At 37.7% G+C, this 15,024-nt stretch carries 16 protein-coding genes and 1 other annotated feature; all 16 genes read left to right on the plus strand.

From position 1 onward, the window contains the following. Positions 1-37: 37 nt before the first annotated feature. Positions 38-1,204, plus strand: a complete 1,167-nt coding sequence (gene ftsZ, locus ACQKM9_RS02365) for a cell division protein FtsZ (protein ID WP_427732310.1) — start codon at positions 38-40, stop codon at positions 1,202-1,204. Positions 1,205-1,381: 177 nt separating this feature from the next. Next, positions 1,382-2,212 carry a sigma-E processing peptidase SpoIIGA gene (locus tag ACQKM9_RS02370; protein ID WP_427732311.1) on the plus strand — a complete coding sequence of 277 codons (831 nt, stop codon included), beginning with the start codon at positions 1,382-1,384 and terminating at the stop codon, positions 2,210-2,212. A gap of 19 nt (positions 2,213-2,231) precedes the next feature. After that, positions 2,232-2,939: an RNA polymerase sporulation sigma factor SigE gene (sigE, locus tag ACQKM9_RS02375; protein ID WP_038183874.1), complete on the plus strand. Its 708-nt coding sequence runs from the start codon at positions 2,232-2,234 to the stop codon at positions 2,937-2,939. A 94-nt stretch (positions 2,940-3,033) separates the two neighbouring features. Then, positions 3,034-3,819: an RNA polymerase sporulation sigma factor SigG gene (gene sigG / locus ACQKM9_RS02380; protein WP_038183877.1), complete on the plus strand. Its 786-nt coding sequence runs from the start codon at positions 3,034-3,036 to the stop codon at positions 3,817-3,819. Between the two features lie 85 nt (positions 3,820-3,904). After that, on the plus strand, positions 3,905-4,138 hold the full coding sequence (locus ACQKM9_RS02385) for a PRC-barrel domain-containing protein (protein WP_053417530.1): 234 nt from the start codon (positions 3,905-3,907) through the stop codon (positions 4,136-4,138). A gap of 83 nt (positions 4,139-4,221) precedes the next feature. Next, entirely contained in the window at positions 4,222-4,911 is a 690-nt protein-coding gene (locus ACQKM9_RS02390; RefSeq protein ID WP_427732313.1) for a YggS family pyridoxal phosphate-dependent enzyme, read from the plus strand. After that, positions 4,911-5,426, plus strand: coding sequence for a cell division protein SepF (locus ACQKM9_RS02395; protein WP_427732315.1), 516 nt, complete (start codon positions 4,911-4,913; stop codon positions 5,424-5,426). Before ACQKM9_RS02390 ends, ACQKM9_RS02395 begins: the two co-directional genes overlap by 1 nt. A gap of 24 nt (positions 5,427-5,450) precedes the next feature. Next, a complete protein-coding gene (locus ACQKM9_RS02400) occupies positions 5,451-5,717 on the plus strand; it encodes a YggT family protein (protein ID WP_427732317.1) in 267 nt (88 codons plus the stop codon). A 69-nt stretch (positions 5,718-5,786) separates the two neighbouring features. After that, a complete protein-coding gene (locus ACQKM9_RS02405; RefSeq protein WP_427732319.1) occupies positions 5,787-6,575 on the plus strand; it encodes an RNA-binding protein in 789 nt (262 codons plus the stop codon). A 98-nt stretch (positions 6,576-6,673) separates the two neighbouring features. Continuing rightward, positions 6,674-7,183 (plus strand): DivIVA domain-containing protein, encoded by a 510-nt coding sequence (locus ACQKM9_RS02410; protein ID WP_427732321.1) that lies wholly within the window; start codon positions 6,674-6,676, stop codon positions 7,181-7,183. A 50-nt stretch (positions 7,184-7,233) separates the two neighbouring features. Further along, positions 7,234-7,459: a binding site (T-box leader), on the plus strand. 46 nt (positions 7,460-7,505) lie between these two features. Next, positions 7,506-10,274, plus strand: a complete 2,769-nt coding sequence (gene ileS, locus ACQKM9_RS02415; RefSeq protein WP_427732323.1) for an isoleucine--tRNA ligase — start codon at positions 7,506-7,508, stop codon at positions 10,272-10,274. Positions 10,275-10,518: 244 nt separating this feature from the next. Continuing rightward, positions 10,519-10,998, plus strand: a complete 480-nt coding sequence (gene lspA, locus ACQKM9_RS02420) for a signal peptidase II (RefSeq protein ID WP_038183904.1) — start codon at positions 10,519-10,521, stop codon at positions 10,996-10,998. Next, complete coding sequence (locus ACQKM9_RS02425) at positions 10,995-11,909, plus strand: RluA family pseudouridine synthase (protein WP_427732325.1); 915 nt, start codon at positions 10,995-10,997, stop codon at positions 11,907-11,909. The genes lspA and ACQKM9_RS02425 overlap by 4 nt, the downstream gene beginning before the upstream one ends. A gap of 209 nt (positions 11,910-12,118) precedes the next feature. After that, complete coding sequence (gene pyrR / locus ACQKM9_RS02430; RefSeq protein WP_053417522.1) at positions 12,119-12,658, plus strand: bifunctional pyr operon transcriptional regulator/uracil phosphoribosyltransferase PyrR; 540 nt, start codon at positions 12,119-12,121, stop codon at positions 12,656-12,658. Positions 12,659-12,688: 30 nt separating this feature from the next. Next, the gene (locus tag ACQKM9_RS02435; protein WP_427732327.1) at positions 12,689-13,984 is read left to right on the plus strand and encodes a uracil-xanthine permease family protein; all 1,296 of its coding nucleotides are present in this window, start codon (positions 12,689-12,691) and stop codon (positions 13,982-13,984) included. A gap of 160 nt (positions 13,985-14,144) precedes the next feature. Then, complete coding sequence (locus tag ACQKM9_RS02440; protein WP_427732329.1) at positions 14,145-15,023, plus strand: aspartate carbamoyltransferase catalytic subunit; 879 nt, start codon at positions 14,145-14,147, stop codon at positions 15,021-15,023. The last annotated feature ends 1 nt before the right edge of the window (position 15,024 follow it).

Consider the following 15,024-nt stretch of genomic DNA (forward strand, 5'->3'; position numbering starts at 1 on the left):
TCTCTACACACAATGAGCTAAAATAGGAGGAATAGAGATGTTAGAATTTGATACAGATGTCGAACAACTAGCAGTGATTAAAGTAATCGGCGTTGGCGGCGGCGGTAATAATGCAGTCAATCGTATGATTGAACATGGTGTACAAGGTGTAGAATTCATTGCCGTGAATACAGACTCACAAGCATTAAAACTATCGAAAGCCGATGTGAAATTACAGATTGGTGGAAAATTAACACGTGGTTTAGGTGCAGGAGCAAACCCTGAAGTTGGGAAAAAGGCTGCTGAAGAAAGTAAAGAACAGTTAGAAGAAGCGTTAAGTGGAGCAGATATGGTATTCGTTACTGCTGGTATGGGTGGCGGTACAGGTACAGGTGCTGCACCTGTTATTGCTCAAATTGCTCACGATTTAGGTGCACTAACAGTAGGTGTTGTAACACGTCCATTCACTTTTGAAGGACGAAAACGTCAATCACAAGGATATGGCGGTACTACTGCAATGAAAGAAGCAGTTGATACATTAATTGTTATTCCAAATGATCGTCTGCTTGAAATAGTAGATAAAAATACGCCAATGTTAGAAGCATTCCGTGAAGCAGATAATGTTCTTCGTCAAGGTGTACAAGGTATCTCAGATTTAATTGCAACACCGGGTCTTATTAACTTAGACTTTGCAGACGTAAAATCTATTATGTCTGATAAAGGTTCTGCATTAATGGGTATTGGTATTGCATCTGGAGAAAATCGTGCAATAGAAGCTGCTAAAAAAGCGATTTCAAGTCCATTACTTGAAACATCAATTCATGGTGCGAAAGGTGTCCTAATGAATATGACTGGTGGTTCAAACCTAGGTCTTTATGAAGTTGGGGATGCAGCTGATATTGTATCTGCAGCATCTGATGAAGATGTGAATATTATCTTCGGTGCGGTAATTAATGATAACTTGAAAGATGAAATCATCGTTACAGTTATTGCAACTGGATTCTCAGATGATGAAATGCCTGTTGACCCGCGTTCAGCTGGTCGCGGCGGAATCGGCGCTGGTCGTCCAGCTGTTACTGCAGCTTCTCAACAAGCTGGTCGTGAAGTAAGACAAGAAGAAGTAAAAGTACATCAAGAGCCTGTGCGCCAAACACAAACGTCACAATCTCAAGATGATGCTTTAGATATTCCGACATTCTTACGTAATCGCCAAAAAAGACGTTAATTTATTAATCCAACTAGCCCACACAATTTATTGTGTGGGCTTTTTATTTTGCGCAAAATATCTGAAAAAAAATGTCAGTATACACTTTTTTCTGTCGCAATTTTTTGCGAAATCACTTCACGGTTTGACATTTTTTGGAGTTGGAGAATGATAACCTTTCAGTAGGGAGGCGGTGTCATGTACGGAGAAGTTATTTTAGCGCTCAATACAATTTTCAATTACATTGTCTTGTCCTTTACAAGTAAGATTGGTGCATTGCAAGTGTCGAGAAAAAGATTGTTGTTAAGCGCGCTAATGGGTGCATGCGTCGTTGTCTTTATTGGTCAATCTGTTTTACCAATGATTTTTGCTTTTGTCGTGATGACAATTAGTGCTTTTGGTTTTCATTTTATGAAATGGCTCAAAAGTGCTGTTATCTGTATTGTGGCCGCATTATTTGCAGGTGGTCTATTAACGGCTCTTGAGCCACTATTTTTTAAAATGCCTACTGTCTATTTTGCGTCAACTAGCAGTATCATAGCTGTTGCTGGGCTTGTTCTATTGCAAAATAGATGGACCGTTAGTAAGCAGCAATCGCTTGAGCGTGGGCTTGTATTTGATACAACAATGACGTTCCAAGGGCAGAGTTGGCTGTTAAGAGGCTTTATCGATACAGGAAATAGTTGCATCGAACCATTAACTGGTAGGGCTGTTCATTTTATTGCTTGGAGCGCGTTAGAAGATCGTATGGATGATGTGCTAAAAGCTGCACTACAGAGCTGGCAAGCATCTAATCCTTACAAATTATCGATGTTCCCGAAAGAATTACAAAGTAAGTTAACGGTTATTCGATTCTCAACGGTACAAGAAAAAGCGGTTTATGGAATCGCTTTCCGCTTTGATCAGTGGGAGGTACACGGGGAAGATGGTTTCTTTATCGCACCGGGTTTTTTCGTACTTACAAGGGAATCAGATCATTTCCCACAGCAGGTAGATGTCATTCTAAATGTCTCAACGCTTTGTCAATAATGATGGAAGGGGTTTTTACATGATTCGAAAATTTTGGCACTGGCTACAGCAAAAGTTCATTACTTGGAGAACGAAGGGTACATTTTATATAGGAAGTCATGAATCGCTGCCTGTACCATTGAAAAAAGAGGAGGAGAAGGAAGTTATTGCGGCGTTTATGAGAGGAGATATGAGTGCTAGAGATACGTTAATCGAACGTAATTTGCGTTTAGTAGTTTATATTGCTAGACGTTTTGATAATTCAAATACACCAATTGAAGATTTGATTAGTATTGGATCGATTGGATTAATAAAAGCAATTGAAACTTTTAATACTGAAAAAAATATCAAACTCGCTACATATGCTTCTAGATGTATCGAAAATGAAATTTTAATGCACTTACGCAAAACAAGTCGAACTAAAGGTGAAGTGTCTCTAGATGAACCGCTCAATTCAGATGCTGATGGTAATGAATTATTATTATCGGATATTTTAGGGACGGACGAGCATATTATTACGGATAATGTTGAAAAGAAAATTGAGCGCCAACATATGTTTCAAGCGATTCATATTTTGGAAGAGCGCGAACGCTATATTATGGAATGTCGTTTCGGACTAAATGGTAGAGAAGAGATGACGCAAAAGGAAGTTGCAGATCATCTCGGTATTTCTCAATCTTATATTTCTCGTTTAGAGAAGAAAATTATTCATGAATTACGTGAAAATTTAAATCAACCAACTATGTAATGGTTGAAATTGGTCATTTTTCCACCGCATATTCTGACGCTTAACGGACAAACTGAACTTACAACAAAGAAAGAAGCGTCCGGAGGAAATGACTATGCGAACAAAAGTGGATTTATGCGGTGTAGATACTGCAAAGTTACCAGTATTAAAGCATGAGGAAATGCGTCAGTTATTTATCCAATTGCAAAGTGGTCAAGAGGAAGTAAGAGATCAGCTCGTTATGGGCAATCTACGTTTAGTACTCAGTATTGTGGGGCGTTTTGCATACCGTGGTGAACAGGCTGATGACCTGTTTCAAGTCGGCTGTATTGGTTTATTGAAATCAATTGATCATTTTGATTTGTCTCATAATGTGAGATTTTCGACCTATGCAGTGCCGATGATTATTGGGGAGATTCGCAGGCATCTGCGGGACCATCACCCACTGCGCGTTGCTCGCTCATTGCGTGATATTGCCTATAAGGCAATGCAGGCTAAAGAGCAGTTTATCAATGAGCAACTACGTGAACCAACGCTATCAGATTTAGCGCGTATGACAGGCTTGCCACAAGAGGATATATTATTTGCTTTAGATGCAATTCAAGAACCAATGTCACTGCATGAGCCGATTTATTCGGATGGTGGTGATCCAGTTTATATGATGGATCAACTAAAAGATAATGCAGTTTCTGAAGAACGATGGTTGACTTATGTAACCATGAAAGAAAATGTTATGAAGCTAGATGAACGGCAACAAAAAATCTTAGCAAAACGTTTTTACTATGGTGAAACCCAGACTGAAATAGCAAACGAATTAGGAATTTCGCAAGCTCAAATTTCTAGGCTGGAAAAAAGTGCAATTAAAACAATTCAAAAGCAAATATCACAATACGATAATTAATAACTAGGGCAAAGACGTATCAAACTATAAAAGTTGATGCGTTTTTTGCTTTTTCTCTTCATAGACTAAGTTAGGAGGGATGTAGATGAGATTTTCTGATATCCAAAGAAAAGAAATTATTGAAGCAGGCAATGGACGTTTCTTAGGGTTTGTCCTAGACGCAGTATTGTCGGAAGAAACGGGCTTGATTGAGGCATTCGTCGTATCCGAACCGAAGAGATTCTTTCAATTTTCGCAAAGTGATAAGGATGCAATGAAAATTCGTATAGAAGATATTCTTGTAGTTGGGAAGGATGTCATATTAGTGAAAGCGCGATAGTGAAATGTATGACTATTCATTGATAATTCATGCGTAGCTTGGTACAATAAGTAAACAAGTATCTTTGAAAAGATGGGAATAAAATGACTTTAATTATAAATAACTTAAAAGAAATTCAGCTAAAGATTGAAAAAGTAGCAAACAGGGTAGGTAGACAAGTAGCGGATGTTTCAATTATCGCAGTTACAAAGCAAGTGTCTACTGAACGGGCTATTGAAGCGCTTGATGCAGGATTAAATCAATTAGGCGAAAATCGCCCAGAAGGCTTGTTAGAAAAAAGAGAAACAATTACAGAACGTGCTGTATGGCATTATATCGGCTCGATGCAAACACGTAAAGTAAAACAAGTCATCGATAAAATTGATTATCTACACTCTCTAGATCGTATTAGTTTAGCAGAAGAAATTGAAAAACGAGCAACATATATTGTGAATTGTTTTGTACAAGTAAATGTCTCAGGTGAAGAATCAAAGCATGGTCTGCAACCAGAAGAAGTCATACCGTTTATAGAGCAACTATCGCAATATTCTCGTATTCGAGTAGTGGGTTTAATGACAATGGCCCCAAATACAGAAGATTTAGAAGTAGTTCGCAACGTTTTTAAAAAACTTAAAAAGCTACAATTGGAAGTCGAAAATAACGGATATGCTCATGCACCATGTCACGATTTATCGATGGGAATGTCAAATGACTATGAAATCGCTGTCGAAGAGGGTGCAACGTATGTTCGAATTGGTACGGCTCTAGTTGGCAACGAAAGAAGGGATTCTTAATGAACATGAAGGATAAAATTAAGAACTTTTTTTTACTAGAAGAAGATGATGAAGAGTACTATGAGCAACCACAACAACCACAACAGCAACCACAACAGCAACAGCAAGAGCAACGCCAACAAAGAGTCATGTCACAACCTGTTCATCAAGCTGCAGTAAGTCAACCTGCAGTTAAAAAAGTAAGCAACAAGGAGCGACGGAATGTGACAACTGAACATACAAATACGCCTAATTTGGTAAGTATTACACAAAAATCTTCTAAGGTTGTCTTAGCTGAACCTCGTGTCTATGCGGAAGCTCAAGATATTGCTGAACATTTAAAAAGCAAGCGTGCGGTCGTTGTAAATCTACAGCGTATTGATAAAGAGCAAGGTATTCGTATTATTGACTTCTTGAGTGGTACAATATGTGCACTGGGTGGAGATATAAAACGTATTGGCACGGATATATTCTTATGCACACCAGATAATGTAGAAGTTGACGGTAATATTTCTGAATATTATTATGAAGACTGATTAAACTGAGGAGTTTATTAATTTATGTATATAGTAGGTACTATCATTTCAAAATTGTTTTTCTATTATTCAATTGCGCTAATCATTTATATTTTGATGTCGTGGGTTCCAGCAGCATATGAGTCTAAATTCGGACAAATTTTAGGCAAAATTTGTGATCCGTATTTAGAGTTATTTAGACGTTTTATTCCACCATTAGGTATGATTGATATTTCACCAATCGTAGCATTATTTGTATTGAATTTGGCAAATCAAGGAGTAGTAAGTTTATTTAATGGATTTTTACTTTAGTTTTTAGACAATGTCACTCTTCCCCACAATATGAATGTGGGGTTTTTTTATTAAGAAAGGAGGGGGATTATGGAAGAGATATTCCAGCATTTCCGACCAGAAGAGCGTGAATTTATTGCTCAAGTTAGTGGCTGGCGTATGGAAGTAGAAGATCGCTATGCGCCAAAGTTAACGGACTTTCTAGATCCGCGTCAACGATTTATAGTACAGTCAATTATTGGGGATCAAGGCGATATTGAAGTGGCGTATTTTGGTGCATTTGATGAAGCTGAACGCAGAAGGATTCTTATATACCCGTCCTATTTTGAACCAGTTGAAGAGGATTATCAAATCACAGTATTTCATTTGCGCTATCCTACTAAGTTTGTTCAGCTTGAGCATCCAGATGTTTTAGGGGCGTTACTATCACTTGGTTTAGGAAGAGAGAAGTTTGGGGATATAAGATTAACCAACTCTACAGCCCAATTCGCTATTGCTTCAGAAATAGATGATTATGTAAGAGTTAATCTCACTTCAGTTGGTAAGGTGAAAGTATATGTAGAAGAGTTAAATTCAACTGAAATGATACTACCGAACGAAGAAGTTTGGACGGATGAAATGATGACAGTAAGTTCGATGCGTTTAGATACGGTTATCGCTTCTGTATTTAATATATCTCGTCAGAAATCAGTAGCTCTTATTAATAGTGGAAAAGTGAAGGTTAACTTTACTATCCGAGAAAATATATCTTTTGAATTACATGAACTCGATTTACTATCGATTCGAGGTTTCGGGAGATTTATGATAAGAGCTATTGAAGGAAGAACAAAAAAAGATAAAATTCGCATTAATATAGGTCGTATGGAAAGAAAATCATAACAATTTCATTAAATTTGTTATTTTTTCGATGTACTTACCATTAATGACCTGTATAATAGTTTACAATATATATAATGCTATAAGGGAGAGTGTAGAAAATGCCGTTATCGCCTGTTGATATACATAATAAAGAGTTTACCCGTGGTTTCAGAGGTTACAATGAAGATGAAGTCAATGAGTTTTTAATGCAAATCATAAAAGACTATGAAGTTGCTTTAAAAGAGAAAAAAGAGCTAGAAAGCAAATTGCTAACTTCGAATGAGCAAATTGGTCACTATAATTCAATTGAATCAACTCTTCAAAAATCAATTGTCATTGCACAAGAAGCTGCTGAAGAAGTGCGACGTAATTCTACTAAAGAAGCAAAATTGATCGTTAAAGAAGCTGAGAAAAATGCTGATCGTATTGTTAACGAAGCTCTATCAAAAGCACGTCGTATTGCACTAGAAATTGAAGAGTTGAAAAAACAATCTAAAGTATTCCGTAATCGCTTCAAAATGATTGTTGAAGCCCAATTAGATTTGATTGAATCCGATGATTGGGATCATTTATTGGAGTATGAAATTGATTCAACAGAATTAGAGCGCTTGGATACACCAGTAGAGTAATCGATACTTGACTGAATGCTTTCTGTTTTCTATAATGTCAACATATCAAAGAAAAAGTTATGATGGAGACAGTATTTTTTGAGTGATGTAAAAGCGATCTGAGGACGGTGTAAGCTCAGACTAAACACTCAAGGAAGAAAATCACTCTGGAACTAGATTACTGAACAAAAACAGTAAGTAGTCTCGGCTCACACTACGTTAAGGTGTCTAAGAGGCGTATTATTAATTATACGCAATTAGGGTGGTACCGCGAGATAATTCCTCCTCGTCCCTTTTTTGGGATGGGGAGTTTTTTATTTGCTAAAAAAAGAGGAGGATTTATATGGAATATAAAGATACGTTATTAATGCCGAAAACGGATTTCCCGATGCGTGGAAATTTGCCGGCAAATGAACCTAAAATTCAAGAAAAATGGGAGGAAATGGACATCAATGCGTTGGTGTTGGAGCGTACAAAAGATCGCCCAGCATTCATCTTACATGATGGCCCTCCGTACGCAAATGGTGATCTTCATATGGGTCATGCATTAAACAAAGTATTAAAAGATATGGTTAATCGTCACCGTTCAATGACTGGTTACTTCGTTCCTTATGTACCAGGTTGGGATACTCATGGTCTACCAATCGAGCAAGCATTAGCTAACAAAGGCGTAAAACGCAAAGAAATGACTACAGCGGAATTCCGTAAACTTTGTGAAGAGTATGCTTACGAACAAGTTGATCGTCAAAGAACTCAATTCAAACGTATCGGAGTACGTGGTGACTGGGATAATCCATATATCACATTACAACCAAAATTCGAAGCGCGTCAAATTAAAGTATTTGGTGATATGGCGAAAAAAGGTTATATCTATAAAGGTTTAAAACCAGTTTATTGGTCTCCATCAAGTGAATCAGCATTAGCTGAAGCAGAAATCGAATACCAAGATATCAAATCGCCATCTATCTATGTTGCATTTGATGTAAAAGACGGTAAAGGTGTAGTGAATACTGACGAAAGCTTTATCATCTGGACAACAACGCCATGGACAATTCCTGCTAACTTAGGTATTTCTGTGAATCCAGAATTCACATATACTGTAGTAAAAGTAGCTGATAAGAAATTTATCATCGCTAAAGGTTTACTTGAAAAAGTAGCAGAAACGTTAGAATGGGAAAACTACGAAATTGATCGTGAAATCTCTGGACAAGATTTAGAATACGTTGTAGCAGCTCACCCTATATACGGCCGTGATTCATTGATTATGTGCGGTGATCACGTAACACTTGACGCTGGTACTGGTTGTGTTCATACAGCTCCTGGACATGGTGAAGACGACTTTAACATAGGTAAAAAATACGATATCGGTATTTTAAGCCCAGTTAATAACCGTGGTGTATTAACTGAAGAAGCTCCTGGCTTCGAAGGATTGTTCTATAATGATGCCAATAAAGAAATTACAAAAGCATTAGAAGAAAAAGGAGCATTACTAAAACTTTCATTCTTCTCGCACTCATATCCACATGACTGGCGTACAAAAAAACCAGTTATTTATCGTGCAACTGCACAGTGGTTTGCATCAATTGAAGCATTCCGTCCCGAATTGTTACAAGCAATACGTGATACAAACTTTACACCTTCATGGGGTGAAACACGTCTATTCAATATGATTCGCGACCGTGGGGATTGGTGTATTTCTCGTCAACGTGCTTGGGGTGTTCCAATTCCAGTGTTTTATGCTGAGAATGATGAACCAATCATCACTGAAGAGACAATTGAGCATGTTGCAAATCTATTCAAAGAATACGGTTCAAATATTTGGTTCGAACGTGAAACAAAAGATTTATTACCAGCAGGCTTCACTCATCCAGGTAGCCCAAATGGCGAATTCACTAAAGAAACCGACATTATGGACGTTTGGTTTGACTCAGGTTCAACACACCAAGGTGTATTAGATGAACGCCCGGAATTACGCTACCCTGCAGACCTTTATTTAGAAGGCTCTGACCAATACCGTGGATGGTTTAACTCTTCACTTATTACAAGTGTTGCTATACACGGGCATGCGCCGTATAAAGGTTTACTTTCTCACGGGTTCGTATTAGATGGAGAAGGTCGCAAAATGAGTAAATCTATCGGGAATATTATCGCTCCTATCAAAGTAATGAACCAATACGGTGGCGATATTCTACGTTTATGGGTAGCATCAGTAGACTACACAGCTGACGTTCGTATTTCTATGGACATCATGAAGCAAGTTTCTGAAGTATACCGTAAAATTCGTAATACGCTTCGATTCCTACATGGTAATGTGAGTGACTTCAATCCTGAAACAGATCGCGTAGCATATGCAGATCTTCGTGAAGTAGATCGCTATATGTACATGAAATTACAAGATGTGATTAAAGGGGTACGCACGCATTATGATAACTATGAATTTGCAAGCGTATATCACACAATCAACAACTTCGTAGCAACTGAGTTAAGCTCATTCTACTTAGATATTGCAAAAGACGTTGTGTATATTGAAGGTCAAGATAATGCAGACCGTCGTGCAATGCAATCGGTTATGTATGATACATTACAAGCATTATTAAAATTATTAACTCCAATCATTCCACATACAACAGATGAAATGTGGTCATATTTAGGTAATACAGAGGTAGTGAGCGTTCAATTAACTGATATGCCAGAAGCTGTTGAACAAGAAGATTTTGAGATGCTACGCACGAAGTGGGCTCAAATCATCACTGTACGTAATGCAATTTTAAAAGCACTAGAAGAAGCACGTAATGCGAAAGTAATCGGTAAATCATTAGAAGCAAAAGTAACTGTCTTTGCAGATGAAGCAACTACGACTTTACTATCAGACCAAGATATTAATTTTGCTCAATTGAATATCGTTTCAGAATTCGTGGTAGGCGGTGAAACTACACAAGCTCCGGCAGAAGCAGTAGTAGTTGATAACATAGCTGTTCTTGTCGAAAAAGCTACAGGTGAAAAATGTGAACGTTGTTGGTCAATTTCTGAAACAGTTGGTCAAAGTGAATCACACCCAACATTATGTGCAAACTGTGCTGATGTTGTAGAAAAATACTATACTGAAGCATAATAAAAAAATGAGCATCCGATAATTTTATCGGACTGCTCATTTTTATTTTGAAAAAAGTACATTCAATGAAATCTGAAACAACATAATAATATATTTATCTGTTTAAGTGACGGTCTTTTTCAACGATTATTCATTGAAAAGGGCTTTTTTGTTGCAAAAAGAAGTATATTATAAGTAGTTTTTTTCATTCATAGCTCTATTATGTTAAAATGGTTAAGATATAGAGTAAACGGAGGATATTGCGGTGTATAAATATTATGGGCTAGCAGCTTTTGTAGTAATTATTGATCAACTAACAAAATGGAGTATCGTTAAAAACATGCAACTTGGTGAAAGTATTATGCTATGGGATCCTTATTTTGGACTTCTTTCGCATCGTAATCGCGGAGCAGCATGGGGAATGTTACAGGGACAATTTTGGTTATTTGCAATTGTTACGGTAGCTGTAATAATCGGTATTCTTTATTATTTTCATAAAGAAGCAAAAGGAAAGCCATTATTTCAAGTGAGCTTAATGTTCTTATTAGGTGGAGCGATTGGTAATTTTATTGATCGTGTATTTCGCGGTGAAGTAGTGGATTTTGTAAATGTACTAATCCCAGTTATTAATTATGATTTCCCGATTTTTAATATTGCAGATGCAGCGCTAACAATTGGCGTTGTGATGTTGATTATTTATATGCTCTTTGAAGAGAAACTCAATCAGAAAAAGGTGAAACAATGACAGCAGTAAGTTATACAGTAATGCAAGAATTGAATGGTGAGCGTATTGATAAAGCATTTGCAGCAATGCAACAAGACTGGTCACGTTCTCAAATTCAAGCTTGGTTAAAAGATGGAATCGTTATGGTAAATGATGAGCCTGTTAAAACAAAATATAAAGTAAAAGAAGGGGACGTTATTTCAGTAACTCCTCCAGAAACAGAACCACTTGAAATAGTGGCAGAAGATTTAAATTTAGAAATCGTCTATGAAGATAGCGATGTAATTGTAGTTAACAAGCCAAAAGGCATGGTCGTACATCCAGCGCCAGGTCATGCAACTGGTACTCTTGTAAATGGTCTAATGTATCATTGCCAAGATTTATCAGGTATTAATGGTGTAGCGCGTCCAGGAATCGTGCATCGTATTGATAAAGATACTTCAGGTTTATTAATGGTTGCCAAAAACGATAAAGCACATGAATCATTAGTACAGCAACTTGTAGATAAGACAGTAACTCGTCGTTATACGGCGCTTGTTCATGGTCATATCCCGCACGATAAAGGAACGATTGATGCGCCGATAGGTCGTGATTCACGCGATCGTCAAAAAATGGGCGTAGTTGATAATGGAAAGCATGCGATTACGCATTTTACTGTTATCGACCGTTTAGGAGTGGATTACACTCTTGTCCAATGTAGACTAGAAACAGGACGTACACATCAAATCCGTGTCCATATGAACTATATTGGTTATCCATTAGCAGGCGATCCAAAATACGGGCCGAGAAAAACACTCGACTTTGGTGGACAAGTTCTACACGCTGGTGTATTAGGCTTTATTCATCCTTCAACTGGTGAATATTTAGAATTTGAGGCGCCATTACCAGCCGATTATAAAGAGTTATTAAAAGAATTGAAAAGTAACTATTGACATTTTAAGTCCTAGAGTAATATACTTGTCGTAGTGAAAAACTAAATATTCACCTTTAAAGACAGTCCAGAGAGGCTGAGAAGGTATGCGTGAAATGTGGAAAATCCTTGTGATGCAAGTATTTTCGACATATCTTAAGTACACCTATATCCTCTTGGGCTCATTGCTCAAGAGGTTTTTTTATGCTCATAACGAGAGGAGGAAAAATAATGACACAGAAGGCAGTATTACTTGATGAACCAGCTATGAATCGTGCGTTAACTCGAATCGCTCATGAAATCATTGAACGCAATGAAGGAATTGATGAGTGTATTTTAGTAGGTATTAAAACGAGAGGCGCTTATTTAGCAAGAAGGCTAGCGCAAAAAATCAATAGAATTGAAGGTAAGGAAATACGTACCGGAGAACTTGATATCACACTATATCGTGATGATTTGTCAACAAAAACAGACAACGAAGAGCCACTAGTACAGCAAGTTGATATTACGGACAACGTATCAGAGCAAAAAATCATTCTTGTAGATGATGTGCTTTACACAGGTCGAACGGTAAGATCAGCGATGGATGCGGTCATGGACCTAGGAAGACCATCACAAATCCAACTAGCCGTATTAGTCGATCGTGGTCATAGAGAACTACCTATTCGTGCTGATTATGTAGGGAAGAATATTCCGACATCAGGAAATGAAAGAATCGTAGTTAACATGGTAGAAGTTGATGCTACGGATTGCGTCACAATTCACGAATAAGCAAGGTAAAGAATGTGAGGATGACATGATATGGCAAACGCAGTTTTAGATATAGATGAAAAACCAAAAGCACTCCAACTTGTTACACTAAGTGCTCAACATATGTTTGCGATGTTCGGCTCAACAATATTAGTACCAAAACTTACTGGTTTGAGCCCAGCGATGGCCCTTTTAACAAGCGGTATCGCAACGCTGATATTCTTATTAGTAACGAGATTTCAAGTCCCAGCTTACTTAGGATCTTCATTCGCTTTTATCACACCAATTATTTTTGTATCAAACACTGGTGGTGTTGGAAGTGCGATGATTGGATCGATGTTCGTCGGTTTAACTTACGGCATAGTCTCACTACTCATATGGAAAACGGGTTATAAATGGATTATGAAGTTATTGCCGCCAATCGTTGTAGCTCCGGTTATTATGGTTATCGGTCTTGGTCTTGCAACAGTTGCAGTTGATATGGCGATGAATATTCCAGATAGTGATGGTGGGAAGATATATAGTTTCCCAGACTTCTCTGCAGCTCTAGTTACGTTAGCAGCCGCCATTATTTGTACAATCTTCTTCAAAAATATCATTAGCACAATGCCAATTCTAATCGGTTTAGTTGTAGGTTATATATACTCAGCAGCAATAGGTATTGTCGATTATACTGCAATTGGACAAGCAAAATGGTTTGCACTTCCTGATTTCTTAATCCCAGGAATAGATTATGAATTCAAAGTAACAAGCACATTGCTTCTAGCGATGGTACCAATCGTGATTGTCACGATATCAGAACATATTGGTCACCAATTAGTATTAGGCAAAGTTGTAAATCGCAACTATATTAAAGAACCAGGTTTACATCGTTCACTATTAGGTGATGGTTTAGGAACGCTAATGAGTGCCTTCATCGGTGGACCACCGAAAACAACTTATGGTGAAAACATCGGTGTCTTAGTATTAACAAGAGTTTATAGTGTGTACGTCATCGGTGGCGCAGCAATATTAGCGATAGTGATGGCTTTCTTTTCAAAAGCGATGGCAGTTATCGAAACAATTCCAACTTCAGTGTTGGGTGGTGTATCAATTCTATTATTCGGAATCATCGCATCTAGTGGTCTACGTATGCTAGTAGAAAATAAAGTAGACTTCGATGATAAACGCAACTTAGTCATTGCATCAGTTATCCTGATCTTTGGAATCGGTGGCGCAACATTGAAAATACCGCAAGTTTCTGACACATTTGCAATTGAAGGCATGGCCTTAGCAGCCATCGTCGGTGTCATTTTAAACTTAGTACTACCAGGTCGCGATAAAGACGTCGCTGATTTGGATGAATAACATTTAAATACTGTACCTTTTAACAGATTGCCCAGAGAGGCAAAGAAGGGTTATATAGATTCGAAAGCATGTGCGAAAGCGCTATGCTTATCCTGTCATATCCTTCCTCAGCCTCCCTACTAATCTAGGGAGGCTTTATTTATAAACTAGGAGGCTCATGATGAAAAACTTACTGTCAATGGATGAAGTATCAAAAGAAGAAATTATGCTGATATTAAAACGCGCTGCGGAATTTGAAGCAGGTGCGAAACCACAACTAGAGAAAGAGTACTTTATCGCAAACCTATTTTTTGAGCCAAGCACAAGAACAAAAACATCATTTGAATCAGCAGAAAGAAAAATAGGTGCTACAGTAATTCCGTTCGAAGCAGGATTCTCAAGCGTGATAAAGGGTGAAACATTGTACGACACAGTAAAAACGATTCAACAAAGTGGTATCGATGCAGTCGTTATTCGTCATAAACAAGATGCATACTACGAAGAGCTTTTAGAAGGTTTGGATGTATCAATTATCAATGCAGGTGATGGTGCCGGTCAGCATCCTTCTCAATCTTTACTTGATTTATACACAATATTCAAAGAGTTCGGGGAATTTGAAGGGGTCAATGTTACAATTGCAGGTGATGTTTCTCATAGTCGTGTTGCAAAATCAGATGCAACAGCACTTACTACTTTAGGAGCAAACGTCAACTTTGTTTGTCCACCAGAGTGGCAAGGTGAGTATGATGCGCATCAAGATTGGGATCAACTAATCGAAGAGAGTGATGTCATTATGCTACTTCGTGTACAACATGAACGTGAAGCAGCATATGATGGATTCACAGTTGAATCATACAGAGAAAGATATGGCTTAACTGAGGAACGTGAAAAAATGATGAAAGATAAAGCAATTATCATGCATCCGGCACCGATTAACCGTGGTGTAGAAATTGATTCATCATTAGTAGAATGTGAGCGTTCAAGAATCTTCTCTCAAATGCGAAACGGACTATTCATCCGTATGGCAATATTAGAACATATTTTAAAGGGGCGAGGCTAAT

This window comes from Viridibacillus sp. NPDC093762 (assembly GCF_050279675.1).
Classification (GTDB): Bacteria; Bacillota; Bacilli; order Bacillales_A; family Planococcaceae; genus Viridibacillus.

What these genes read in the sequence shown, in the direction of transcription:
- ACQKM9_RS02400 (WP_427732317.1), top strand. Translation starts at nt 5,451, where the DNA reads ATGTATATAGTAGGTACTATCATTTCAAAATTGTTTTTCTATTATTCA.
- ACQKM9_RS02410 (WP_427732321.1), top strand. Translation starts at nt 6,674, where the DNA reads ATGCCGTTATCGCCTGTTGATATACATAATAAAGAGTTTACCCGTGGT.
- ACQKM9_RS02370 (WP_427732311.1), top strand. Translation starts at nt 1,382, where the DNA reads ATGTACGGAGAAGTTATTTTAGCGCTCAATACAATTTTCAATTACATT.
- sigE (WP_038183874.1), top strand. Translation starts at nt 2,232, where the DNA reads ATGATTCGAAAATTTTGGCACTGGCTACAGCAAAAGTTCATTACTTGG.
- ACQKM9_RS02435 (WP_427732327.1), top strand. Translation starts at nt 12,689, where the DNA reads ATGGCAAACGCAGTTTTAGATATAGATGAAAAACCAAAAGCACTCCAA.
- ACQKM9_RS02440 (WP_427732329.1), top strand. Translation starts at nt 14,145, where the DNA reads ATGAAAAACTTACTGTCAATGGATGAAGTATCAAAAGAAGAAATTATG.
- ileS (WP_427732323.1), top strand. Translation starts at nt 7,506, where the DNA reads ATGGAATATAAAGATACGTTATTAATGCCGAAAACGGATTTCCCGATG.
- ACQKM9_RS02425 (WP_427732325.1), top strand. Translation starts at nt 10,995, where the DNA reads ATGACAGCAGTAAGTTATACAGTAATGCAAGAATTGAATGGTGAGCGT.
- pyrR (WP_053417522.1), top strand. Translation starts at nt 12,119, where the DNA reads ATGACACAGAAGGCAGTATTACTTGATGAACCAGCTATGAATCGTGCG.
- ACQKM9_RS02395 (WP_427732315.1), top strand. Translation starts at nt 4,911, where the DNA reads ATGAACATGAAGGATAAAATTAAGAACTTTTTTTTACTAGAAGAAGAT.
- ftsZ (WP_427732310.1), top strand. Translation starts at nt 38, where the DNA reads ATGTTAGAATTTGATACAGATGTCGAACAACTAGCAGTGATTAAAGTA.
- ACQKM9_RS02390 (WP_427732313.1), top strand. Translation starts at nt 4,222, where the DNA reads ATGACTTTAATTATAAATAACTTAAAAGAAATTCAGCTAAAGATTGAA.
- sigG (WP_038183877.1), top strand. Translation starts at nt 3,034, where the DNA reads ATGCGAACAAAAGTGGATTTATGCGGTGTAGATACTGCAAAGTTACCA.
- ACQKM9_RS02385 (WP_053417530.1), top strand. Translation starts at nt 3,905, where the DNA reads ATGAGATTTTCTGATATCCAAAGAAAAGAAATTATTGAAGCAGGCAAT.
- ACQKM9_RS02405 (WP_427732319.1), top strand. Translation starts at nt 5,787, where the DNA reads ATGGAAGAGATATTCCAGCATTTCCGACCAGAAGAGCGTGAATTTATT.